Origin of the sequence: Pseudomonas sp. TNT2022 ID1044 (genome assembly GCF_028656895.1) — a bacterium.
Lineage (GTDB): Bacteria > Pseudomonadota > Gammaproteobacteria > Pseudomonadales > Pseudomonadaceae > Aquipseudomonas > Aquipseudomonas reinekei.
Genome location: NZ_JAMDHB010000009.1, coordinates 252,883 through 276,540, shown reverse-complemented (window position 1 = coordinate 276,540; position 23,658 = coordinate 252,883). Strand labels below are relative to the sequence as shown.

Genomic DNA, 23,658 nt, shown 5'->3' with positions numbered 1-23,658 from the left:
GCGCCACCCGGCACTCAATTTACGAGGGGCGGCAGTCTAAGGCCGAGTGGAGGCCTCAGCAACTGAAAAGACAGCGAATTTGTCCGACAAAGCCTCGAAAATGCTCTATGGCAGGCTTTGAGGTGGATATCGGAGTGCGTTTATAGCAAGAAATTCAATCCGGCACAGGTATATAGAAGATAAACGGCTGTGTTTGCACATTCCCAATATCGGCGCTGCGCAAACAAAATCGCCGCTTCTACCCAAGGCAGAAGCGGCAGAGGCACGAGCCTCAGTCGATCAATGCATGAACAGAGCGATCAGAATGATGATCGGGATCGGTACGCCGAGAAAGAACAGCAGTAATGAACGCATGATGATTCTCCTGGTTTAACGAATCGTTGGGGTGGTCGCGTAGGTGTCGGTTTCCAGGTACACCACGGCATCCCGGCGACGACCACCGAAGGTCGCGGCAAGGCTGGCGAAGAACGCACCGGCCAACAGCGCTACAAACATCCAGAGGGTGGTCCAGGCGGCGACTTTGGCGGCGGTGTCAGCCGCTTGCTGCGCTGCCAGTTTGGCGTCCGCCACGGTTTTTTGCGTGCGGGCATAGACTTCATCGACACGACGCTCCGCGTCCGCTTGCGTCAAATTCGTCCGTTGCGCCACCAGTTGCGCCAGATAAGCCCGATCTTCGGCGGCCAGTTGTCCGTCGTTGCTCAGGGACCGGACGAAAATCCGGGTCACCGTGCCCTTCGCCGCGTCATCGCTGACGGCAGCCGGACGATCATCGCGGAACAGGCTATCAATGTAGTAACCGTATTGATCGCTATCGGTGTTGCCAGCAGCGGCGCCCGCCGCTTGCGTGGCAGCAGTGGCGGCACCGGCGACCATGTTTGCCCCGGCCTGCACCCCGCCGCTCACCACGCTGCTGACCGAGCCGGCAACCAATGTGGCCGTCACCAGCGTGGCCACGCACCAGGCGAGAAAGCCATGGGCGGTGTCGCGAAAGTACACTTCATCGCCATGCAAGTACGCCCACTTCACCCGCAGCCGCCCGGCGATGTAACCGCCGGCGCCGGAAGCGATGATTTGTGTGACGGCCAGCCAGACGATGGTCGAAATACCCAGGCCCTTGGCGCTGACACCTTCATTGGCCCACGGCGAGACCGCCGAGAATCCCAGGCCGAAACCCAGCAACACAAGGATCAGCGATAACGCCGCGGCAGCCGCGGCCCCGGCGAAAATCGCCCCCCACGACACGCCAGACAGCGTCGTCGATTCGTCTTCGGCAGGATAGAAACCATCAGAGGATCTATTCATTGTTATATCGCTCCAGGCAGAAAAATGGTGTTACAACTCTCGAGGGAGCATTTGCAGACACCATGCCAGTCAAGCGTTCTGAGTAAAGCCAATGTTTTCAGCGAGATACAAAGTATGAACTTCGGCGACTCTTGCAATATGCAACGAATGGGCGGACTCAGCGGGTTTTATGCATTGAAGCGTCCATGAACTTTTATTTAGAAAGCCTGCGATCATTTCTTGGCAAAATGCCCCACACCGTTGTGAACATTTACTCAGGCCCATTCCATGACCCGCATCTTGACCATCGAAGACGACGCCGTGACCGCCCGTGAAATCGTCGCCGAATTGAGCAGCCATGGACTCGACGTCGACTGGGTCGACAACGGCCGTGAAGGGTTGGAGCGTGCGGTCAGCGGCCACTATGACCTGATCACCCTCGACCGCATGTTGCCCGAGCTCGATGGCCTGGCGATTGTCACCACGCTGCGGACCATGGGGGTGGCCACGCCGATCCTGATGATCAGCGCCCTTTCCGATGTCGATGAACGCGTTCGCGGCTTGCGCGCTGGCGGCGACGATTACCTGACCAAGCCGTTCGCCACCGATGAAATGGCCGCCCGGGTTGAAGTGCTGCTGCGTCGACAGAACACCGTGACCGCCCAGGCCACCACGTTGCGGGTGGCGGATCTGGAGCTGAACCTGATCAGCCACGAAGCCAGCCGCGACGGTCATTTGCTCACGCTGCTGCCCACCGAATACAAGCTGCTGGAATTCCTCATGCGCAACACCGGGCAGATCCTGTCGCGGATGATGATTTTCGAAGAAGTCTGGGGCTACCACTTCGACCCCGGCACCAACCTGATCGATGTGCACATCGGCCGCCTGCGCAAAAAGATCGACCCACCTGGCAATGTCCCATTGATTCGAACCGTGCGAGGCTCGGGTTATGTCATTGCCGAACCCGTCTAAAGGCTGGCGCTCTTCCAGCAGTCGCTTGCTGGCGCTCTACAGTGCGCTGTTCGTGGCCTGGAGCGGCATTCTGATGGGGGTCATGTACTTCGAGGTGTCCGCTTACCTGGACAACCTGGCCAAGCATTCGCTGATGCAGCGCCAGCATCTGTTTTCGCGTTTCCAGGGCGAACAACTGGTGGACGCCCTCGCCGTCAGCATGACCTTCGACATCCGCGGCATCGACGGCTATGGCCTGTTCGATCAGCAGCGCCGCTACCTGAGCGGTGCGCTGGACCACATTCCCCATGGCCTGCCGCTGGACGGCAAGATTCACATGCTCAGCGATTGCGCCGACTCCGACGACCCGACGTTGCCCAATGACAGCTGCGACGCCGTGGCGACCCAGACCCGTGACGGCCTCTTGCTGGTGCTGGTGCGCGACAACGGCTCGCTGTTCGCCGTTACCCGGATCATTCTGCACGCGTTGTTCTGGGGCGTGACCCTGACCATCCTGCCGGGCATCGTCGGTTGGCACTTGTTGCGCCGCCGTCCGCTACGGCGGATCCGCGCGATTCAGGCCAGCGCCGAAGCCATCGTCGCCGGTGACCTTACCCGACGCTTGCCGCTGTCCAATCGCCGGGATGAGCTGGACATGCTCGCGGCCATCGTCAACGCCATGCTCGAACGCATCGAACGCCTGATGCACGAGGTCAAAGGCGTTTGCGACAACATTGCCCATGACCTGCGCACGCCCCTGACCCGCTTGCGCGCTCAGCTTTACCGCATGCAGCAACAGGCCGGCGAAGGTTCGGCGCAGGCGGCGCAACTGGATCTGGTATTGGGTGAGGCCGACACATTGATGGCGCGGTTTCGTGGCTTGCTGCGGATTTCCGAACTGGAGGATCGCCAGCGCCGTTCCGGCTTCGTGCAACTCGATCCGGTGTCGTTGCTGCAGGAACTGCATGAATTTTATCTGCCGCTGGCGGAGGACGACGGCCTGACGTTCGAGCTGCAGTTGCCTGAATCATTGCCACCGCTGAATGGCGATCGGGCCTTGCTGTTCGAAGCGCTGGCCAATCTGTTGAGCAACTCGATCAAATTCACCCCGCCCGGCGGCCAGGTGATTTTGCGCGGGATCGACGCAGGCGGACACACCCGCATCGAAGTGCTGGATTCCGGCCCGGGCATTCCCGAGGCTGAACGCGAAGCGGTATTCCAGCGCTTCTATCGCGCTGAGGCGGGGAATCTGAAAAGCGGTTTTGGCTTGGGCCTGTCGATCGTCGCAGCGATTGTCAGCCTGCACGGGTTTACGCTGGAGGTGGGCCGCAGCGAGCTGGGGGGGGCGCGGTTGGTGCTCGACTGTGAGCAGCGTTTGATTGCCCAGAGCTGAATACTAAAAAATCGCAGCCTTCGGTAGCGCCTACAGGTGTACACAACACTCTGTAGGAGCCGACTTGCTGGTGATGGGGCCAATGAACGCTGCTCCCACCTTGAGACTGCCATCGCCAGCAAGCCGGCTCCTACAAGTGATCAGGCTGGATAGTTAGCCCGCAGCGCCTCGAGGCCTCCCTGGTAGATCCCGGTAAACAACGCCTCTACTTCCTCGTTACTCACGCCTACCGGTTCAAACCGGCCGGACCATGTAACCCGAGCCCCGTCGCCCTGCGCTTCAACCTTGATCGTCGCCAGGTATTCGGTCGCCGGAAACGGTGCCTGCAAAATCGAGTAGCTGTATGTCTTGGCGGCGTTGTCGAACGCTTGCAGGCGCTCGACCACCACCCCACCGTCCGCCGTTTGCAGGCTGCGCACGCGCCCGCCTTCGCTCAGCTCGCTCTTGGGTATGAACGGTAGCCAGTCCGGCAGCGCGTTGAAACCACCGATCAATTGCCAGACCTGATCGGCCGAGGCCGGGATATCGATGAATGCTGATGCAGTTGCCATGTAAAGCGCTCTCTCAATGAATAAGGTTCAGATGGCCATGCTGTCGACGACACCGCCGTCGACTCGCAACGCAGCGCCCGTGGTGGCCGAGGATAGCGGCGAAGCAATGTACGCCACCAGATTCGCGACTTCATCGACATGGGCGACGCGCTGAATGATCGAGGTCGGCCGCGCCTCACGCACGAAGGCGTCGGCTTCCTCCTGGAGGCTGCGACCGGACGCGGCAATGGCATCCTTGAGCATCAACTCCACGCCATCGGTCAACGTCGGGCCTGGCAGGATCGCATTGACCGTCACCCCGGTGCCCGCCAGCCGCTTGGCCAGTCCGTGGGACACCGCCAGGTTGGCGCTTTTGGTCACGCCATAGTTGAGCATGTCGGCCGGAATGGCGATGCCGGATTCCGAGGACAGGAAAATCACCCGCCCCCAGCCCTGCTTGACCATGTCCGGCACGTAATGCCGGGCCAGGCGCACACCGGAAATCACGTTGATTTCGTAGAAGCGCGTCCACTCGCTGTCGGGCGTTTCAAAGAAATCCACCGCGTTGAAGATCCCGAGGTTGTTCACCAGAATGTCCGCTCGCGGCTCGGCGGCGAACAGTTTTTCCGCGCCTTCAGCCGTACCGAGGTCAGCGCTCAGCCCACGCAATTGAGCACCAGGCACCTGCTCACGAATGCTCGCCAACGCCTGCTCGACCTTGGCCGACTCGCGACCGATCACCACCACCGTGGCGCCGGATTCGGCCAGTGCCTTGCTGATGCCCAAACCAATGCCAGCGGTGCTGCCGCTGACAATCGCCAGTTTTCCACTCAAATCGATTTTCATGTTCAGGCTCCAATGATTGGCAATGGTGCGCGCTCGGACACCCGTTTCGCATCGCGCAGCGCATGCCACCATCCAACAAGCGCTGCGAGGCGCGGTCATGGTCGAGAACAGTGTAGCGACCCGCCAGCAGAAAACCGTCCGGTTGCGCTTCGCTCAGATCAAGGGTCAATTCACACAGTGCCCCCTGTGGCGAGGGAGCTTGCTCCCGCTGGGTCGCGCAGCGGCCCTAAACCCTGCAACCTCGGTCATTCAGGCACACCGCATACGCAGGTTTTACGACTGCTGCGCAGCCGAGCGGGAGCAAGCTCCCTCGCCACAGGGTTTATGGCAGCCGTTCAAGGTTGTTTAACGGCTGTCAGCGTTACTTCATGAAAGCTACAACGCCTTGCGTCGTTGCCTACGCTTACGCCAGAATCCGCCGGCTTGTGCGCCTTGGGGCCGGGTTCTATCGTTTGCCGGTCGCTGAGAAACAACGATGGGGTTTGGTAGCCCGGATTTTCCAGGTGTGCAGTGCGACCTTCTGTGAAGGCTTTTTTGTCTTTGCATATATGGTGGCCATGCGCAGGGCGTCCTCGGACGCGCCGGGTTCCTGGGATTACCGGTCTACCAACCTGCGCATGGCCGCCACTCTCGTTTGGTAGCGAAACGTGACGGCTCCTAATTTACAACCCAGGAGCTCCATCCATGTCCAAAGTCACATCCACCCCACCTGACACTGACCACATCCCCTCCGCCGCCGACATCCGCGCAACGCCACGCACACTCTGCACGATGTACGTCATCGACCCGCAAATCGACGTCGAAACCCTGCTGGCCGATGCGTGCGAATCACTGGCCTCGGCCCATGTCATGACCCTGGACCTGGCGGATCGGACAGAGGGATCAAGCCGCAACATCCTGCTTGATACAGAGCTTCAGGAAAGTGCTGATGAACTCTGAACCTGCCCTATAACCCTGCGTGCTTGAGCTGTTTTTGGAAGACCTACTCCTTGAGTGCTGCGTAGAGTGCCGGCCCCTTACATTGCGCCGAGAATGGCTCATGCCCATCAAAAATCGCCCGCCTTTACTGGATCTCACTCAGCTGAAATCGAACGTACCTGATGCCACTACACCGCAATCCACACATGTGTACCTGAACGCAAATTTTGAAAGTTTGATACACCAGATGCGCAGCGAACCAGTGCCTGACTTCAAGCATGCTTCTCATGCTCCGGAATACTGCAACATGCTTCGAAGTGGGTTCTATGATCGACATAACAGCTTCATGTTGAACAACAGTGGAGAAGACGTGTTCATACACGCGCGTCGTGAACCAGCTCAATGCACAGGTCCGTTTGACGGCGATAAGTTTCACCTCAGCATCAAACCCGATGAGGTGCCAGAGGCATTTGACGCATTACGTGGGCTACTCTTTTCCGATGACAGTCCAATTGACAAGTGGAAAGTCACAGATATGGAGAGAGCAGAACCTGCGAGTCGCGTCAGCGAGGGAGCCCAATTCACCCTCTACGTAAAATTGGACCTGGCGAGCGAGCAACACTCGGTACAGGAACTGCATCGCGTGCGGCACTTTGTGGAATGCCTGGAGTCGATACTGACCGAAAGCAACATCCAGCCTGGCCAGCACCCGGACTCAGACATTCGCCCCTCGTCCTGGCAGTACGTCAGCTATAGAAACGAACTGCGCAGTCACCGGGAAGGAAGCGAGGCACAAAATCAGATGCTCAGAAGCGAGCCGTTCTACCGGTTGGTCACTGAATAAACACCGCGGATAAACTGCCCTTCTCCACAGCCGATCAAAGCCGTATGCAGAACCTGTGCAGGAGCAAGCCTGCTCGCTCCTAGAGATTGCATTTCGAGTGTTTGTTTAATGGCTGTCAGCGTTACTTCATGAAAGCTACAACGCCTTGCGTCGTTGCCTACGCTTACGCCAGAATCCGCCGGCTTGTGCGCCTTGGGGCCGGGTTCTATCGTTTGCCGGTCGCTGAGAAACAGCGATGGGGTTTGGTAGCCCGGCTTGCGAAGTGCACAACATCATTTGCGATGATTCTCCGTCGCTGTTTTATGGTGGTCATGCACAGGGTGCCCTCGGGCGCGCCGGTCTCCTCGCATCCCGGTCTACCAACCTGTGCATGGCCACCACCTTCGTTTGGTAGCGAACGGTGATGGCTCCTTTATTACGATGAGAGGAGTTCTATGTATGTGCAAACCAACGGCTAATCCACCAAACACCGATCCAATCGCCCCGAACGAAAACCTCCATTCACAAAAAAACCAAGAAAACATCGACCACATCCCCTCCGCCGCCGACATCCGCGCAACGCCACGCACACTCTGCACGATGTACGTCATCGACCCGCAAATCGACGTCGAAACCCTGCTGGCCGATGCGTGCGAATCACTGGCCTCGGCCCATGTCATGACCCTGGACCTGGCGGATCGGACAGAGGGATCAAGCCGCCACACCCTGCTGGGCATCGCCCAAGTCATCATGCTCGGCGAGCTGGCGGTGAACCGGGCGCTGGATCGAATCGATCCACCTGCATAAACGCAATCCCCTGTGGCGAGGGAGCTTGCTCCCGCTGGGTCGCAAAGCGGCCCTAAACCCTGCAACCTCGATCATTCAGGCACACCGCATACGCAGGGCTTATGACTGCTGCGCAGCCGAGCGGGACGGGACGGGACGGCGATCCGACAAGCTCCCTCGCCACAGCGTTTGATGCTTTACTGAAAAAACCCCAAACCCTAGCGAGTCCCGAGCATGAACCGCAACGACCTGCGCCGCGTGGACATGAATCTGTTGGTGATTTTCGAAACCCTGATGTTCGAAAAAAATCTGACCCGCGCCGGCGAGAAGCTGTTTCTCGGCCAGCCTGCCGTCAGTGCGGCACTCGCCCGGTTGCGCGATTTGTTTGATGACCCGTTGCTGGTGCGTAACGGTCGTGTGCTGGAGCCGACGCCCCGGGCGCTGGCGATTCTCAAGGAGTTGCAGCCGGCGATGGATACCATTTCCGGCGCGGTGAGTCGGGCCAAGGATTTTGATCCGTCGATCAGCCGCGATGTGTTTCGCATCGGGCTGTCCGATGATGCCGAGTTTGGTCTGTTTCCACCGCTGCTCAAGCAGATCCGCGAAGAAGCGCAGAACATTGTGGTGGTGGTCCGGCGGGTGAATTACTTGTTGATGTCGTCGATGCTTGCCAGCGGGGAAATTTCCGTGGGCATCAGTTACACCACGGAGTTGCCGGCCAATGCCAAACGCAAGAAATTGCGCGACCTGAGCGTCAAGGTGCTGCGCGGTGATGATCGCCCCGGCCCGCTGACCCTGGATGAATTCTGCGAGCGTCCCCACGCACTGGTGTCGTTTTCCGGGGACCTGAGCGGTGCGATCGATAACGACCTGGCCCGTATCGGACGTTCCCGTCGGGTGGTGCTGGCGGTACCGCAGTTTTCTGGCCTGCGGGCGTTGCTGGCAGGCACTGACATGCTCGCGTCGGTGCCGGACTATGCGGCGGCTTCCCTGATCGAAGGCAGCGACCAGTTGCGTGCCGATGACCCGCCGTTCGCTATCAATCTGTCGGAGCTGTCGATGGTCTGGAACGGCGTCAGCGATAACGATCCGGCAGAACGTTGGTTGCGATCGCGTATTGCGGAGCACATGTCTGCTCCACTGCCGAAGCATTGAGTGAGTTGAAGTTCGGGTCGGTCTCGCGCAGGTAGATCGGCAGGTCGGTCATCGGCGGCATGGCCGGGATTTCGAAGTACATCTGGATCACCCAGCCCCGGTGATAGCTGGCGTGGTTGACCACATGCATGAGCATCGCGCCGGCGCTCATGGTGCCGCTTTCACCGGAGATAAACGTGAACCGCAGGGGTTTATCCAGCGAGGCATCGGTCTGCCGCGCGCTCCAGTTGCAGTACCAGTGATCAACGTTCTGTTGCGCCAGGCGCAGGTCCGGCAAGGCCGGGTGCACCACGTCATGGGAAGACTTGAAGCTATGCCCTCGCCCTTCAAGATGAGCCTGCCAGAGGCAGTCCACGACATACATGTGATTGAGCGTGCCAATCATGTTCTTGAAGATACCGGCGCGTTCCTTGTCGATTTCGCCCGGCGGCAACTGCGCCAGATTCTCGAAGAGGCGCTGGTTGGCCCATTGTTTGTAATCGGCAAGCATGCGGGCAGTGCGTGCATTGATCATCGAACTTCTCCGATGGCGAATAGCGCATCTCCCAAGGATAGCGCTATCCACGCCAAGTGCCGCAGGCGCTGATCATCGGTATGGCGGTTACCTCGTCAACGAATCCACCACCCGCCCGGCCAGCGCCAGGCAACTGGTCAGGCCCGGCGACTCAATGCCGAACAGATTGACTAACCCGGGCAGGCCATGGTCGGCCGGACCACTGATAATGAAGTCTGCTGCCAGCTCGCCCGGGCCACTGATTTTCGGGCGAATGCCACTGTAGGCCGGTTGCAGGCTGTTATCCGGCAAGCCCGGCCAGTAACGCCGTATGGCCGCGTAAAAACCGTCGGCCCGTGCTGGATCGACGCGGTAGTCCTGCGTATCAACCCATTCCACGTCCGGCCCGAATCGCGCCTGGCCTGCGAGGTCGAGGGTCATGTGCACCCCCAATCCGGCGCTCTCGGGTGCCGGGTAGACCAGATGCCGAAACGGCGCCCGGCCGCTGAAGCTGAAATAGCTACCCTTGCACAGCCGCGCCGTCGGAACGTGTTGTGCAGGCAGACCGGCGATTCGGCTCGCCACTTCAGGCGCGGACAATCCGGCGCAATTGATCAGCTCGCGGCAGCGCAAGGTCATGGGTTCGGCGCCGCCGATGTGCAGCTCAAAACCCTGTTCGATAACGCGCGCCGACAGCAACGGCGAGTGAAAGGCCAGTGAGCCGCCACCGCTTTCGACATCGCCTTGCAACGCCAGCATCAACTCGTGGGAATCGACAATCCCGGTCGATGGCGACCACAACGCAGCGACGCAGGACAGCGCCGGTTCAAGCTCATGCGCCGCACTCGCCTCCAGCCATTGCAAATCATCGACACCATTGCGCCGCCCTTGCTCCAGCAACACCCGCAAGGCCAAACGCTGCGCCTCATCGGTGGCGACGATCAGTTTCCCGAGGCGTTGATAATTGACACCGCGCTCATCGCAGAAGGCGTAGAGGCGATGCTTGCCCTCCACACATAACTGCGCCTTGAGGCTACCGGTAGGATAGTAAATGCCGGCGTGGATCACTTCTGAGTTGCGCGAACTGATGCCCGTGCCGATGCCTTCGCCGGCTTCGAGCACAATCACTTCACGCCCACTCATGGCCAGCGCCCTGGCGACCGCCAAACCGACCACTCCAGCCCCGACCACCACGCAATCGATATCGACGTTGCCCTGTCCTGCACTCATGTCAAACCCGCCCTCGCTCGCGGTAATCGATCAGACTGGAGAATATCGCCAGCAGCACGCCCCCGCGCGCTGAATAATGACGGGATCTGATTGGGGGATCACCGAATGTCATCCAATGTCGACCTGCGGACAGGCCGCCAGCACTTGCGCACGCACGTCCGGTTGGCTGATGTCCCCGGTCCGCCAGCGCTTGTCAACGAATGGCTACGGGGTTGAGGCTGACCTGGGTCGACCCCCTGCACAGCGGCTGCCCGAGTACGAACATGCTAGAGTGATTCCGCTTGGGCGACTGACATAAAACCCTGAAATAACGACAGCCGACCAATTGCGATAACCTTTAGATTGTTTGCGAATTATGATTATTCCCACTCGCTGAAACAGAAGCCTATGAACATCGCAAATTCACTCGCCCCCCGCGAAATCCAATCCGAAGCATCGCGCCTGATCGTCTTCCTCGCTTACCCGCAGATGGGCCTGCTGGACTTGACCGGCGCGCAAACCGTGTTTTGGGCGGCCTCTCGTTATCTCAGCAGCAGCAATCTGCCGGGTTACAAACTGCAAACCGCGAGCCTCAACGGCGGCCTGATTCAAACGGCCGAAGGCCTGGCTGTCGACACCCTGCCGTTGAGCGATTTCGCCGAGCACTTGATCGACACCCTGATCGTCCCCGGGGCGCCGGAGATTATTCTGGCGATGAACAATGCCCTGGACGTTGTCGACTGGCTCAAAAACGCCGCGACCCAGGTCAGACGCACCGCCTCGGTGTGCAGCGGCACGTTCTTGCTCGCCGAAGCCGGATTGCTCGATGGCCGGCGCGCCGCTACCCATTGGGCGATGTGCGGCATGCTCAAGGAGCGTCACCCGTCGATCGAAGTCGACAACGATGCGATCTTCGTTCAGCAGGGCTCGGTCTGGACTTCCGCCGGGGTCAGTGCCGGCATCGACCTGGCCCTGGCGCTGGTCGAAGAAGATTGTGGACGTGAACTGGCGCTGCTGGTGGCGCGGGAAATGGTGGTGTTCCTCAAACGTCCCGGCGGCCAGGCTCAATACAGTGAATTGCTGCAATCGCAGACCAGCGACGGCGCCGTGTTTGACGACCTGCACCTGTGGATCTCAAAAAATCTTGCGAGCAATAACCTGACAGTCGACCTGCTCGCCCAGCAGGTGCAGATGAGCCCGCGCAACTTCGCCCGGGTCTACAAACTCAAGACTGGCCGCACCCCGGCAAAAGCGGTGGAGGTGCTGCGCGTGGAAGCCGCCCGACGCCTGCTGGAAGACTCCGAACGTAATATCGATCAAATTTCCCGACTGTGCGGGTTTGGTGATGAAGAGCGCATGCGCCTGACATTCCAGCGCAACCTGGGCGTCTCGCCGAGGGACTATCGCAACCGCTTTTCCCGTTGAATCAGCGGCCGGATGCAGCGGCAGGGAACTCCTGAGCGTTGTCGTGCATCCTAAAGGATGAGGTATTTCCTTTTTGCTGCACGCTTTCAGAGGACACCGTCATGCGCCGTCTGATTCTCATTTCTTCCCTTGTGCTGTGCTTACCGTTCGGCTCCGCGATGGCCGATGTGGACGCAAAAGATGTCGCCACTTCGGCAGGGGTCTCGGCCTCGTTGTACTCGACGTTCAAGGACGACAAGTTGATGATTCCCGCCCGGGATGATGCGTCCAGCTTCGTAGCCAGTGAGGGTGCGATTCGTGGCGTTTATCTGGAGCAGGTATTACAACGGGTACGTCAGCAAAATCCTGGGCTCAATGCCAGTGACGAAGAACTGGCCCGTGCCATTCTCGTTCAGGACGGCACGCAAGCGCTTCAATAGCCAGCGTCAAACTGAGCGGTGGGGCTTGTGACACTTCGATAGCGTTGTCAGCCCTGCCCGTTTTTGACCCCACCGTTGCGCATTGAGGTTGACCCTGCCGCGCCAGCGACAGGGTCGGCATTTCAGCGATAACGCGGTGCCGCTGCCGAACTTCCGAACAGCCCGCTCAACACTTGGCGCTGAGCTTCATGGCGGCCCCACTGGCTGCCATCGTGCAACCCCGGGATGGTCACCACTTCACCCTTCGCCAACCCCACCAATGCCGCATCGACCATGTCCTGCGCGGACATGACGATTTCCGGCGGCAGGTTTTCCACCGGGTTGCCCGCTTCGCTCCAGAAGTCGGTCGCGGTGGCGCCCGGGAGCACCGCCTGGACGCGCACGCCTTTGTCGGACAACTCCCGATGCATCGACTGGCTCAAGCCCAGCACAAACGCCTTGGTCCCACCGTACACTCCGTTGAGGATTTCCGGGGCGATGGCAACGATTGAAGAAATGTTGATCACCGTCCCGGCGCCGCGCGCGACGAAGCCAGGCATCACGGCGTAGGCCAGTCGCATCAACGCGGTGACATTGAGGGTGATCATGTCTTCCATTTCATCCACCGGGCTGCCAAGCAATGGCATGACCGCGCCGACACCGGCGTTATTGACCAGCAGCGTGATACTGGCGTCGTTGCGCAGGATGTCTTCTACCCGCCGCACATCGGCCTTTTCCTTGAGGTCGGCGGCGACCACTTCCACGGTGCGACCCGTCTGGTCGCTCAACTGTCTGGCCAGGGCATTGAGTTTTGCCTGGCTGCGGGCGACCAGAATCAGGTCATAGCCCTGGCGGGCGAGACGGTCGGCGTACACCGCGCCGATACCCGACGATGCGCCGGTGATCAATGCAGTGCCTTTGGATGAGAGCGCCATAATCGGTTTCCTTCACAGTGGGGCGAGACATTCGCCGGTTGTGTACCGTTATAAATGCCCTCGCCTGCGTCTCAAATGACGTTTAAAGTACGTTTTTCGGACATCACCGTTTGAGGACATCTTGATGATCACCGTGGCGTTTGTGGTATTCGAAGGCTTCCAGTCCATGGCACTGGCGGCGATGCCGGTGTTCGAGTACGCCAACTTCAGCGCTGGCGAAAGGCTGTACGACGTGCGCGTGCTATCCGCAGACGGCTGCTCGTTGCGGGCCTCCGGCGGTTTGAGTATCGGCACTGAAGCATTCGATGAGCGCGTGTTCGACACGGTGATCGTGGCCGGCGGTGATTCCGTCCTCGAACAGGCGCCCGACGCGGTGCTCGAATTCCTGCGCGCCAGCGTCAACACCGCGCGCCGCACCGCGTCGATTTGTTCCGGGGCTTTTGTCCTGGCTCAAGCCGGATTACTTGAAGGAAAACGCGCAACCACTCATTGGGCGTATGTGCGACAGCTGCAGGATCGTTTCGCCGGAATCCACGTGGAGGCCGACCGGATCTACGTGATTGACGGTGCCATCTGGACGTCCGCCGGCATGACTGCCGGTATCGACCTGGCGCTGGCCATGGTCGAAAAAGACCATGGCGCCGACCTCGCCCGTTCAGTGGCGCAGAAGCTGGTGATGTATCACCGCCGCGCGGGCGGTCAGTCGCAGCATTCGGCGCTGCTGGAACTGGAACCGAAATCCGATCGCATCCAGACCGTCTTGACCTACGCCCGGGAACACCTGGAGCAAGTGCTTTCAGTCGAACAACTGGCCGAGGTGGCGCGCCTGAGTCCACGGCAGTTCAGCCGGGCATTCCGCGCCGAAACCGGCCAGTCGCCGGCCAAGGCCATTGAAAACCTGCGCCTGGAAGCGGCGCGGCAAATGCTCGAACGCGGGCGCTTGACCCTTGACCAGATCGCCCTGGAAACCGGCTTCAGCGATCGGCGCCGCATGCGCGAAGCGTTCCTGCGGGCATTCGGACAGCCACCGCAGGTGATACGACGTAGCGCGCGATCAGCGTCAGCATAATTCCGGCAGGCTCGCCCTGTATTTAGAGGGGGCGCAGGCTGAGACTTTTCTCAGCCAAATGTGCTTCGACCAAATCGTAACCCGCCAACGTCGCATGCTCCGTTTGAATCGGTTGCTCATGCGTCGCCGTCACAATCAGCAGATCCGCACCCGCCGCCTCGGCCGCGAGAATCCCCACCGTGGCGTCTTCGAACACCAGGCATTGAGTCATCTCCACGCCCAGCCGTTTCGCCGCGAGACGATAACCGCTCGGGTCGGGTTTGCCGAGGCTGACGTCTTCGGCGGTGACCATCACGTCCGGTTCAGGGATCCCTGCCGCTGCCATTCGACGCAACGCCAGCGTCCTCGGCGCTGAGGTGACGATGGCCCATTGATGAGCCGGCAGCGACTTGAGAAACGCCGCAGCGCCGGCCACTTGCTCGACGCCCTCGACATCGTCGATTTCCGCCTGGGTGATCCACGCCGCTTCCGCCTCGGCATCCACACCGGGCAAGGCCAGACGCGTGATGGTGTCGATGGCACGGGCACCATGGATGGTCGGCAGAAAGGTTTCGACGTCGACACCATGGCGCAAGGCCCAGGTGGTCCAGACGCGTTCGGCGGCGGCAATCGAAGTGAGGATGGTGCCGTCCATGTCGAAGAGGAAGGCACGATAAGGGGTATTGAAGACGGATGTTTGAGCTGGCAAAAGGTCCTTCCTGTCTCAAGAGTCTGACGGATGTTTTGCACAATCTACATGATCCGCAGCAGCACCTGCAGGACTCATCGGGATTTGAGGGCGCCTTCCACACAATCGAGCAACTGCCCCAGCGCCCAGGGTTTCTTGATGAAAGCCACCTCATGCCGGACCCCGGAGCTTTGCGGGGTTTCGTAGCCGGACATGATCATGATCGGCTTGTCCGGCCAGCGATCACCAAACTGGTTGGCGAGATCGGCGCCATTGAGTTTGCCGGGCATGGTGATGTCCGTGAGCAGCAAGCTGACTTGCGCAGCATGCTGCTCCAGATATTCCGCTGCGGCATCGGCACTGTCCTGCGGCTGCACCTTGAAGCCTTCTTCCTGCAGAATTTCACAGAGAAATTCCAGGATCAGCGGATCGTCTTCAACCACCAGAATCAACCCCTCAGGAAGAATTCCGTCCGCCGTCGTCACTTGGCTCATGAACTTGCCGCTCCCTGATTGCACCTATGATTTCGCGGGTCTGAACCCGCTACCTACAAGTAGGAGCAGCGGACTCCGTGGAAATTCATTTTTGATACACCCAGGTGATAAATCAAGCGTCCTGCAGGATCAGATCAGCGCCCTTCTCGGCCACCATCAACACCGCGGCGTGGGTGTTGCCCGAGGTGACGTTGGGGAAAATCGATGCATCGACGATGCGTTTTTTAACACTGAGGCTTGGCGGGGCTGTAACCATTAAAAGTCATGGGGGTATGAGTTCAGGTCATACCCGTTCAAGCGCGGTAGAAAAACTGTGGGAGCGAGCCTGCTCGCGATTGCGTAGTGTCAGCCCATACATCTGTTTGCTGACAGACCGCCATCGCGAGCAGGCTCGCTCCCACAGGGGATTGCGTTATTTATGGTTATTGCGACATGGCATCCTTTTTCATCGCGTCTTTGGACATGGCGTCTTTTTTCATGCCGTCCTTGCTCATGGAATCCTTGGACATCGCGTCTTTTTTCATCGCGTCCTTGGACATTGCATCTTTCTTCATCGCGTCTTTGGACATGGCATCCTTGGACATCGAATCCTTGCTCATGCTGTCCTTGCTCATGGTGTCAGCCGCGAACACGCTAGCGGCACCTACGGCCAGGCACATGGACAAAACAGCGGTGGTCAACTTTTTCATGATGAAACTCCTTGGAGCATGGGTTTGCGGACGGTGAAGGTGTCGGACGTTTATCAGCTGCCACCGAACCAGTTGTAGCCCTGGTCTTCCCAGTAGCCACCGCTGAAGGTGTTGCTGACGAAAATCGCCTGAATGTGTTTGGGGTTCTTGTAGCCCAGCTTGGTGGGCATGCGCAGCTTCATCGGGAAGCCGTATTCGCGCGGCAGCACCGCGCCGTCATAGGTCAGCGACAACTGCGTTTGCGCGTGCAGCGCGGTGGCCATGTCGATGCTGGTGTAGTAGTCGTCGGCGCATTTGAAGCCGACGTATTTGGCATCGGTGTCGGCGCCGATGCGCTTGAGGAAATCGCTGAAACGCACGCCTCCCCAGCGGCCGATCGCGCTCCAGCCTTCCACGCAAATGTGCCGGGTGATCTGCTCGGTCTGGGCCATGGCGCGCAGTTCTTCAAGGCGCCAGCTGCGTTTGTCGGCGACCAGCCCGGTGACTTCCAGGCGATAGCTCTCCTCCTCCACCGTCGGCGCGTCTTCGATGCCGTAGAACGCATTGAAGGGAAACGGCCGGGTGATCATCGACGCCGGGTAGGTCGGGGCCATGGCGTTGGGGTTGAACAGCCAGCCCTGGACCCGGTCGTTGAAGCGCGACATCGACGACAACGCAGTCTCGACGCTGTCATTGTCGGTGATGTTGCAACCGGACAGCATCGCCACGCCGCCCAGGGTCAGGCCACGCAGCAGAAACGAACGACGCGAGCGGTCTTCGATCTGGGGTGCGAGGATCTTGCGGGCATCCGTGAGGATCGAAGCCTCATCCAGCCCTGGCACCTGAATGCGCTTTTTCATACCGGCTCCTTGCGGCCAACGATCATGGCCAATAGCGTTTTGGGCACCAGAGCGACCATCACCAGATGCACCGCCACGAAGGCCACCAAGAGCGCCATGGCGAAGAAGTGCACACGGCGCGCGCCTTCGTAACCCCACATCAATTCGCGCAAAATCGGGAACTGCACCGACTTCCACAACACCAGCCCGGAGAGCACCAGCAGCGTGATGTCGATGATCACAAACAGGTAGGCGAAGCGTTGCACCTGGTTGTAATGACTGAGATCGGAATGCCCGAGCTTTCCGCGCAATGCGGCCCACAAGTCGTGCAGCACGCCTTTGGGCGACAGCGGAAAAAAGCGTCGTTTGAGACGGCCACTGAACAGGTTGATGACCAGGTAGACCAGGCCGTTGATCGCCAGGAACCACATTGCCGCGAAATGCCATTGCAAGGCGCCACCGAGCCAGCCGCCGAGGGTGATCGACGCGGGAAAACTGAAGTCGTAGATCGGCGAGGCGTTGTAGATGCGCCAGCCACTGGTGACCATCACCAGCACCGCCAGGGCATTGAGCCAATGGGTCAGGCGCAGCCAGCGTGGATGACTGGCCTTGGGTGAAGCAGATGGCTGCGACATGTCCGGCTCCCGATGTTGTTGTTCGTTGGAGCCGAGTATGGGAGCCGGAAGATCGCCAAATCCTCACGCAAAGTTAAATTAATCGTGATAACTCGCCTCCGGACACCCCGCTCCCACAGGGTTTTGTGTGATCTGTAACGAGCGCATCTATGGTTAAATGCCGCCCCCCGCAAATGGCCGACCCAAACCCATGAACGCAGACGCCCTCTCCAACCTTCACGACCACCTGCTGACGGCGCTGGCAACACCGCCCGCCGAAACCCGCCGCCTGTTCCACGGCCGTGGTCGCTGCTGGCCGGGGCTGGAACAGCTGACCGTGGACTGGCTGCAAGGGGTGGTGCTGGTGGCGTTGTTCAAGGAACCGGAAGCTGAGCAACTGGAAGACTTGAAGCAACGGCTGATGGCGATCACTCAATCGCCGCAATGGGCACAATCGGGCGCACACACGTTGCTGCTGCAACACCGCTACCTGCTGCAAAGCACCACCGAATGGCTGCTGGGCGACGTCATCGACGAAATGACCATCACCGAAGGCGGGCTGAAATACCGGGTGGATCTGGGTCGCAAGCAGAACACCGGGCTGTTCCTCGACATGCGCTACGGCCGCGATTGGGTGCGGGCCAACGCCGACGGCAAACGAGTGCTAAACCTGTTCGCCTACACCTGCGGCTTCTCGGTGGCAGCGATCGAAGGCGGTGCGACCCACGTGGTCAACCTCGACATGTCCAGCCCGGCCCTGAGCCGTGGTCGCGACAATCATCGGCTCAATGGCCATGACCTGAGCCAGGTCACGTTCCTCGGCCACGACCTGTTCAAGTCCTGGGGCAAGGTGATCGGCAAAGGCCCGTACGACCTGGTGATCATCGACCCGCCGTCGTTCCAGAAGGGCAGCTTTTTGCTGACCAAGGATTACCAGCGCGTGCTGCGCCGCTTGCCAGAATTGCTGGCTGAAAACGGCACGGTGCTGGCCTGCATGAATGACCCGGCGTTCGGTGCCGACTTCCTGATCGACGGCGTCACCCGCGAAGCACCGAGCCTGCATTTTGAACAACGGCTGGAGAACCCGCCGGAGTTTCCCGATGCGGATGTGGAATGTGGATTGAAGGCGTTGGTGTTCAAACTCGAAAACTGATAACCAACGCTTGATTTCAACGCGGTCGCAACACCAACGCAAACAACTCCCCATGCCCATTCACATTGAGCTTGTGATAAAGGTTGCGCCGATGCACCTTCACCGTCTCCGGTGAAATGCCCATCTGCTGGGCGATAGCCTTGCTGGAGAAACCCTGCAGAATCAGCCGCGCCGTTTCGATCTCGCGTACTGACAAGCGCGCATCGAAACGATCCAGCAGCGTCGCCAGATCCCCAGCCACGGCCTCGGCGACCGGCCCTTCCGGCGGCAGCAATCGCAAGTGTCGACGCATGGCGGCCAGCACCCAGTCGCGCACACACAACAGGCGGCCCTGCTCTTCGAGGCTGAAGCGTGTCGCACGCCCCAGGGACAACCCCAGCACGGCGCCGTCAACATTGACCATGAATTGCAACTCGTCGCCGCCGACCACGCAACGGAAGTAGCTGAGGTAGTACTCGCTCTGCAGGAACTGGTCCGGAGCCACCGAATCGAGGCTGTGCAAACCGTCACTGATGCCGGCACACACCGCGAGGTAAAACGGATCGAGCAAGTACATGCCAGCGCGGTAGTCCGCCAGTTCTTCGTGCTCATCAGCGGTGGCTTTGGCGTCGAAGTCGATCAGCAGACGCGGCATCCGCCCTGGCTGCATCACCGCGACCAGGGCGTTGTCGAGCGGCACCAGCAGGCGCAGCGTATCGACCAACGCCCGCCAGAATCCCTCCTCGCCCAGCGTGGCAAACACACGCGCCAGCCCCTGGTGCATCGGCAACTCTTTCAACAACGCGTCCACGCACTACCCCTTTCGAGTAACCCATGATGGGAATGGGTAACGGCCACCCCTGTCGATACCCTGCAAGCTCCTGAACATCACCGGCCGCAGCAGGCCAGGAGTGCCGCATCATGAGTGGTCATCGCTCGTATTTCAATCTGGGGTTGGGCGCCTGTCTGGCGGTGTCGCTGTCGGCCGTTGCGGCCGAGAACCCGACCGTTCACGTGTACAACTGGTACGACTACATCGGCCCGACCACCCTGCATGACTTCCAGCGAGATACCGGTATCCAGCCCGTCTACGACACGTTCGACAGTGCCGAAGTACTGGAAGGCAAACTGTTGACCAGCCGTAGCGGTTACGACGTGGTGGTGGCCAGCAACTACAGTTTGCCGACACTGATCAAAGCCGGTGCCCTGGCGCCCATGCCTCGCGCCGACCTGCCTGATTTCAAGAACATGGACACCGACCTGCTGGCAAAACTGGCCAATAACGATCCGGGTAACCAGTACGCCGTGCCGTACCTGTGGGGCACCAACGGCATCGGCTACAACATCGATAAAGTGCGTGCGGTGCTCGGCGAAAACGCGCCAGTGGATTCCTGGGATCTGGTGTTCAAGGAAGAGAACCTGGCCAGGCTCGGTGAATGTGGCGTGGCGATGCTTGATTCGCCTTCGGAAATGCTGCCGGTCGCCCTGCACTACCTGGGCCTGCCGCCCAACAGCACCCACCCTGCGGACTATAAAAAAGCCGAGGCGTTATTGCTCAAGTTGCGCCCGCATATCGCCTACTTCAACTCGTCGAAGTTCATCAGTGATTTAGCCAACGGCAACATCTGCGTCGCGGTCGGCTGGTCCGGAGCGATGCTTGAGGCCAAAGCCACCGCCGAGCAGGCCGGCAACGGCGTGAAGATCGCCTACAGCTTGCCGAAGGAAGGCGCGCCGGTGTGGTTCGACACGCTGGTGCTGCTCAAAGACGCACCGCATCCGCAACAAGGGCTGGCCTTCATCGATTACTTGATGCACGCCGAGGTCATCGCCCCGATCAGCAATCACCTCAACTACCCCAACGGCAACCGCAATGCCACGCCCCTGGTGGCTGAGGCGACACGGACCAATCCGGCGGTTTATCCAACGGCTGAGGCCCTGGCTACGCTGTTCACCTTGCAACCGTTACCGCCGGCCACCGAACGGGTGCGGACGCGGATCTGGAGCAAGGTCAAGAACGGCCAGTAGGCACACCTCTATCCCCTGCGGGATCCGCCCCCGAACACACACCTTTTTATGCCATGAATTTGAAGACGAGAGATCCGATGAAACCACGTGCCCGCGACCTCAACATCCAGTTTGGCCAACTGCAACCCGGCCCGCTCAATGCCATCACCGACGTGCCCGGCGTTAGGGTCGGCCACTGCGATGTGCGAGGTCGTACCGACAAAGGTCGCGACATCCTGACCGGCGTCACCGTCATCGAACCGCGTGCGGGTTCCACCAGCGAGCAACCGTGTTTCGCCGGAGTCCATGTGCTCAATGGCAATGGCGACGCCACGGGGCTGGAGTGGATTCGTGAAGCGGGTCTGCTGACCAGCCCGATTGCCTTCACCAACACCCACAGCCTGGGCGTGGTGCGCGATGCGCTGATCGCCGTGGACCGCGAGCAGCAAACCGGAGACGGCAGGCTCTACTGGAACATGCCGGTGGTGCTGGAAACGTATGACGGCCTGCTCAACGACATCAACGGCTTTCATGTGAAACCCGAGCACGTCGCCGAAGCTGTGCGCAGTGCCAGGAGCGGCCCGGTGACGCAAGGCAATGTCGGCGGTGGCAGCGGCATGATCTGCCATGAGTTCAAGGGCGGCATCGGCACCGCCTCGCGGAGATTGGACAGTACCCAGGGCGGCTGGACCGTCGGGGCCATCGTCCAGGCCAACCATGGCATCCGCAACGAATTGCGCGTCGATGGCTACCCGGTCGGGCGTTACATGGAGCAGATCGACTCACCGTTTCTCAAAGCTGCGCTGCCGCATCCGGGCATGGGTTCGATCGTGGTCTGCCTGGCGACCGATGCGCCGCTACTGCCACACCAGTGCACCCGTCTGGCGCAGCGTGCCAGCCTGGGTCTGGCCCGTACCGGTGGCGGCAATGAAGACCACAGCGGCGACATCTTCATCGCCTTCGCCACCGGCAACCAGCACGTGCCCCCGGCTGCCTACGAGAGCAAAAAAGCACCGACCACCGACAACCTGAGCATGGTCAACAACGATCACATTAGCGAGTTGTTCCTGGCCGCGACCGAAGCCGTGGAGGAAGCCATCATCAACGCCATGCTCGCCGCCGATACCGCTGAAGGTAACGGCCATGCGGTGCCGGGGCTGGATGCTCAAACGCTGCTCAAGGCACTGCGCCGGGCCGGCTGGCCGGGGGATTCGACTAGCGGTACTTGAGTGAAACACTCGGTCTTTCTAGGATGAACTTGCGCAGCCGCCTGTTTGCTCAACAAGCCGTTGCGTAAGTGGTGAGTGCACTGAACCCCTACAAGCTCACCGCTTGCTTCATGCGCATCTTGAGCCTCAATGGCTCTACTTCCTCCCCATCAAAGAGCTTTGAGGCTCTTTTTTTACCTTCGAGAAACAACCACTTTCATTGTGAAAGCGAGCCTGCTCGCGAATGCGGTGTGTCCGTCGCGATCAATGTTGTCTGACACGACGCCATCGCGAGCAGGCTCGCTCCCACAGGGGAATTGCTGTGTGGAACAGATTGTGATCAGACCAGGCGCAATCGTGGGCCGTTGGCCGGGGCCGCGTCGTCCCCCAACCGTCCTCGCACGAACTCATTGGCCTTGAACGTCAACTGATCCAGATGCCGGTCCCGCTGCTTCTCGGCATCGACCATCGCCCGCTTGCCATGTTTTTGCAGCAGGTAGGTATGAATCTGCCGCACTTCCAGCGAGCTGTAGATCGGTGCCACGTCCAGCATCGCCATCAATCCGTCGCTGCCGTGGTCGCGGGTGTTCATCAGGACCTGGGTTGCGCGCACGCCCACCACCTGAAACCCCATTGCTTCGAAATACGGCACCTTGGCCACCGCGCAAGTCAGCTCGGCATGGGGATAACGGCCGACCATTTCCCGCAGCATCCGACGCGCAATGCCCTGGCGCCGATGTTCCGCCTGAACCGCCATGTACGCCACGCCGCACGCCTCGGGATCGTCCTTGACCGGCAGATACAGCAAGAAGCCAATCACCGTGTCCGGATCGTCCAGATCGGTGGCGACGATCAGCTCTACATCAATGCCTTTCGCACCGTTCAACGCTTCCAGATACAGATGCACTTCGTAGCCAATCGCGTACTGGTAAACGTTGTACAGCAGGTTGCTCGGCGGTATCGCGACCATGCTGATGTCGGTCAGGTTGTCGACCACCATCTGCAGGATCTGGCTATTGATGTGCTCGGGGCACGGCGTTTTGAAGTGCGTGATCTGCGGCATTGCGGGGGTTGGCTCCGGGGTGGCGTAAAGCGTTCGTTGCGGGCGGACATCTTAACGCGTTCCGGCCCCTTGCTGGATTCATGAGCTACACGCATGACTCTATAGCTGAAAACCGCAGAAACATTTTCATCAAACCACAGGTCACTCCTATTGATGAGGGCTGCGAAGTGCCGCAGGGCACTGCACGCGAAAATAACCCAAGGAACTGACCTGATGACGATTTCCCGACGCACATTCCTGATTGTCGGTGCAGTGACGGCGGCCAGCGTGGCGCTGCCGCCGTTCATTTCTGTGCAGGCATCCACCGCCAATGCCGCGCGCCCGATCAAAGCCTCGGTGAAGATCTGGGTGAACGACGAACAGCGCGACCTCGACCTCGACCTCGACACCCGCACCACCCTGCTCGATGCCCTGCGGGAAAACCTGCAACTGACCGGCACCAAGAAAGGCTGCGACCACGGCCAATGCGGCGCCTGTACGGTGATCGCCAATGGACGGCGGATCAATTCGTGCCTGACCCTGGCCGTCATGCACGAGGGCTCGAAGATCACCACCATCGAAGGCCTCGGCACACCGCAACAGTTACACCCCATGCAGGCCGCGTTCATCAAGCACGACGGCTATCAGTGCGGTTACTGCACACCGGGGCAGATCTGTTCGGCGGTCGCCGTGCTGGAGGCGTTGCGGTATCGGGGGTGATGATGATTGGCGGCCCCATCGCGAGCAGGCTCGCTCCCACCGGGTACCGGGCCGCCCG

Annotated in this window: 26 protein-coding genes and 2 pseudogenes; 13 read left to right on the top strand and 15 right to left on the bottom strand. The window is 60.1% G+C overall.

What is annotated here, in order from left to right:
- Positions 1-369 precede the first annotated feature (369 nt).
- A complete protein-coding gene (locus M5G20_RS14160) occupies positions 370-1,302 on the bottom strand; it encodes a hypothetical protein (protein WP_273919574.1) in 933 nt (310 codons plus the stop codon).
- Positions 1,303-1,569: 267 nt separating this feature from the next.
- Here M5G20_RS14160 and M5G20_RS14155 point away from each other — a divergent pair, with 267 nt between their 5' ends.
- Both M5G20_RS14155 and M5G20_RS14150 read left to right on the top strand, forming a co-directional pair.
- Complete coding sequence (locus M5G20_RS14155; RefSeq protein WP_273919573.1) at positions 1,570-2,253, top strand: response regulator transcription factor; 684 nt, start codon at positions 1,570-1,572, stop codon at positions 2,251-2,253.
- The gene (locus M5G20_RS14150; protein ID WP_273919572.1) at positions 2,231-3,625 is read left to right on the top strand and encodes a sensor histidine kinase; all 1,395 of its coding nucleotides are present in this window, start codon (positions 2,231-2,233) and stop codon (positions 3,623-3,625) included. Before M5G20_RS14155 ends, M5G20_RS14150 begins: the two co-directional genes overlap by 23 nt.
- 140 nt (positions 3,626-3,765) lie before the next feature.
- Here the strand turns inward: M5G20_RS14150 and M5G20_RS14145 are convergent, their stop codons facing one another.
- The 3 genes and pseudogenes from M5G20_RS14145 to M5G20_RS14135 form a co-directional block, all read right to left on the bottom strand.
- Positions 3,766-4,176, bottom strand: a complete 411-nt coding sequence (locus tag M5G20_RS14145; protein WP_273919571.1) for an SRPBCC family protein — start codon at positions 4,174-4,176, stop codon at positions 3,766-3,768.
- Positions 4,177-4,203: 27 nt separating this feature from the next.
- Positions 4,204-5,001, bottom strand: a complete 798-nt coding sequence (locus M5G20_RS14140; protein WP_273919570.1) for an SDR family NAD(P)-dependent oxidoreductase — start codon at positions 4,999-5,001, stop codon at positions 4,204-4,206.
- Between the two features lie 70 nt (positions 5,002-5,071).
- Positions 5,072-5,176: pseudogene (locus tag M5G20_RS14135) on the bottom strand (aldo/keto reductase); the annotation flags it as partial.
- A 509-nt stretch (positions 5,177-5,685) separates the two neighbouring features.
- Between M5G20_RS14135 and M5G20_RS14130 the strand changes: the two are divergent.
- From M5G20_RS14130 to M5G20_RS14115, 4 genes are all read left to right on the top strand, one after another.
- Positions 5,686-5,940, top strand: coding sequence for a DUF6124 family protein (locus M5G20_RS14130; protein ID WP_273919569.1), 255 nt, complete (start codon positions 5,686-5,688; stop codon positions 5,938-5,940).
- Between the two features lie 100 nt (positions 5,941-6,040).
- Positions 6,041-6,763: a type III secretion system effector phosphothreonine lyase gene (locus M5G20_RS14125; protein ID WP_273919568.1), complete on the top strand. Its 723-nt coding sequence runs from the start codon at positions 6,041-6,043 to the stop codon at positions 6,761-6,763.
- A 438-nt stretch (positions 6,764-7,201) separates the two neighbouring features.
- Positions 7,202-7,549 (top strand): DUF6124 family protein, encoded by a 348-nt coding sequence (locus M5G20_RS14120; RefSeq protein ID WP_273919567.1) that lies wholly within the window; start codon positions 7,202-7,204, stop codon positions 7,547-7,549.
- Positions 7,550-7,762: 213 nt separating this feature from the next.
- Entirely contained in the window at positions 7,763-8,683 is a 921-nt protein-coding gene (locus tag M5G20_RS14115) for a LysR family transcriptional regulator (protein ID WP_273919566.1), read from the top strand.
- Here M5G20_RS14115 and M5G20_RS14110 read toward each other — a convergent pair.
- Complete coding sequence (locus M5G20_RS14110) at positions 8,604-9,197, bottom strand: DinB family protein (protein WP_273919565.1); 594 nt, start codon at positions 9,195-9,197, stop codon at positions 8,604-8,606. The two genes, M5G20_RS14115 and M5G20_RS14110, sit on opposite strands and share 80 nt — an antisense overlap.
- Before the next feature lie 87 nt (positions 9,198-9,284).
- The gene (locus M5G20_RS14105; protein WP_273919564.1) at positions 9,285-10,406 is read right to left on the bottom strand and encodes an NAD(P)/FAD-dependent oxidoreductase; all 1,122 of its coding nucleotides are present in this window, start codon (positions 10,404-10,406) and stop codon (positions 9,285-9,287) included.
- A gap of 387 nt (positions 10,407-10,793) precedes the next feature.
- Between M5G20_RS14105 and M5G20_RS14100 the strand changes: the two genes are divergently transcribed.
- Positions 10,794-11,810: a GlxA family transcriptional regulator gene (locus tag M5G20_RS14100; protein ID WP_273919563.1), complete on the top strand. Its 1,017-nt coding sequence runs from the start codon at positions 10,794-10,796 to the stop codon at positions 11,808-11,810.
- Positions 11,811-11,911: 101 nt separating this feature from the next.
- Positions 11,912-12,229: a DUF2388 domain-containing protein gene (locus M5G20_RS14095; protein ID WP_273919562.1), complete on the top strand. Its 318-nt coding sequence runs from the start codon at positions 11,912-11,914 to the stop codon at positions 12,227-12,229.
- Between the two features lie 122 nt (positions 12,230-12,351).
- On the opposite strand, the gene M5G20_RS14090 is transcribed toward M5G20_RS14095, so the two are convergent.
- On the bottom strand, positions 12,352-13,143 hold the full coding sequence (locus M5G20_RS14090; protein ID WP_273919561.1) for an SDR family NAD(P)-dependent oxidoreductase: 792 nt from the start codon (positions 13,141-13,143) through the stop codon (positions 12,352-12,354).
- 124 nt (positions 13,144-13,267) lie between these two features.
- Between M5G20_RS14090 and M5G20_RS14085 the strand changes: the two genes are divergently transcribed.
- Positions 13,268-14,212 (top strand): GlxA family transcriptional regulator, encoded by a 945-nt coding sequence (locus M5G20_RS14085; protein WP_273919560.1) that lies wholly within the window; start codon positions 13,268-13,270, stop codon positions 14,210-14,212.
- A 22-nt stretch (positions 14,213-14,234) separates the two neighbouring features.
- Here the strand turns inward: M5G20_RS14085 and M5G20_RS14080 are convergent, their stop codons facing one another.
- The 6 genes from M5G20_RS14080 to M5G20_RS14055 all read right to left on the bottom strand — a co-directional run bounded on the left by M5G20_RS14080 (position 14,235) and on the right by M5G20_RS14055 (position 17,515).
- Entirely contained in the window at positions 14,235-14,900 is a 666-nt protein-coding gene (locus M5G20_RS14080; RefSeq protein WP_273919559.1) for an HAD-IA family hydrolase, read from the bottom strand.
- Positions 14,901-14,974: 74 nt separating this feature from the next.
- The gene (locus tag M5G20_RS14075; protein WP_273919558.1) at positions 14,975-15,373 is read right to left on the bottom strand and encodes a response regulator; all 399 of its coding nucleotides are present in this window, start codon (positions 15,371-15,373) and stop codon (positions 14,975-14,977) included.
- 112 nt (positions 15,374-15,485) lie between these two features.
- Positions 15,486-15,629: a hypothetical protein gene (locus M5G20_RS14070; protein ID WP_443218304.1), complete on the bottom strand. Its 144-nt coding sequence runs from the start codon at positions 15,627-15,629 to the stop codon at positions 15,486-15,488.
- 166 nt (positions 15,630-15,795) lie between these two features.
- Entirely contained in the window at positions 15,796-16,062 is a 267-nt protein-coding gene (locus tag M5G20_RS14065) for a pentapeptide MXKDX repeat protein (RefSeq protein ID WP_273919557.1), read from the bottom strand.
- 53 nt (positions 16,063-16,115) lie between these two features.
- A complete protein-coding gene (locus M5G20_RS14060) occupies positions 16,116-16,901 on the bottom strand; it encodes a molybdopterin-dependent oxidoreductase (RefSeq protein WP_075948973.1) in 786 nt (261 codons plus the stop codon).
- Positions 16,898-17,515, bottom strand: a complete 618-nt coding sequence (locus M5G20_RS14055; RefSeq protein WP_273919556.1) for a cytochrome b/b6 domain-containing protein — start codon at positions 17,513-17,515, stop codon at positions 16,898-16,900. The genes M5G20_RS14060 and M5G20_RS14055 overlap by 4 nt, the downstream gene beginning before the upstream one ends.
- Before the next feature lie 190 nt (positions 17,516-17,705).
- On the opposite strand from M5G20_RS14055, the gene M5G20_RS14050 reads away from it, so the two are divergent.
- Positions 17,706-18,647: a class I SAM-dependent methyltransferase gene (locus M5G20_RS14050; protein ID WP_273919555.1), complete on the top strand. Its 942-nt coding sequence runs from the start codon at positions 17,706-17,708 to the stop codon at positions 18,645-18,647.
- Positions 18,648-18,663: 16 nt separating this feature from the next.
- Here M5G20_RS14050 and M5G20_RS14045 read toward each other — a convergent pair whose 3' ends face one another.
- Positions 18,664-19,437: a helix-turn-helix transcriptional regulator gene (locus M5G20_RS14045; protein WP_273919554.1), complete on the bottom strand. Its 774-nt coding sequence runs from the start codon at positions 19,435-19,437 to the stop codon at positions 18,664-18,666.
- 110 nt (positions 19,438-19,547) lie between these two features.
- Here M5G20_RS14045 and M5G20_RS14040 point away from each other — a divergent pair, with 110 nt between their 5' ends.
- Both M5G20_RS14040 and M5G20_RS14035 read left to right on the top strand, forming a co-directional pair.
- Positions 19,548-20,651, top strand: coding sequence for an extracellular solute-binding protein (locus tag M5G20_RS14040; protein WP_273919553.1), 1,104 nt, complete (start codon positions 19,548-19,550; stop codon positions 20,649-20,651).
- A 77-nt stretch (positions 20,652-20,728) separates the two neighbouring features.
- On the top strand, positions 20,729-21,859 hold the full coding sequence (locus M5G20_RS14035) for a DmpA family aminopeptidase (RefSeq protein ID WP_273919552.1): 1,131 nt from the start codon (positions 20,729-20,731) through the stop codon (positions 21,857-21,859).
- A 319-nt stretch (positions 21,860-22,178) separates the two neighbouring features.
- Here M5G20_RS14035 and M5G20_RS14030 read toward each other — a convergent pair whose 3' ends face one another.
- On the bottom strand, positions 22,179-22,901 hold the full coding sequence (locus tag M5G20_RS14030) for a GNAT family N-acetyltransferase (RefSeq protein ID WP_273919551.1): 723 nt from the start codon (positions 22,899-22,901) through the stop codon (positions 22,179-22,181).
- 213 nt (positions 22,902-23,114) lie between these two features.
- Between M5G20_RS14030 and M5G20_RS14025 the strand changes: the two are divergent.
- Positions 23,115-23,588, top strand: a pseudogene (locus tag M5G20_RS14025) (2Fe-2S iron-sulfur cluster-binding protein); the annotation flags it as partial.
- Between the last annotated feature and the right edge of the window lie 70 nt (positions 23,589-23,658).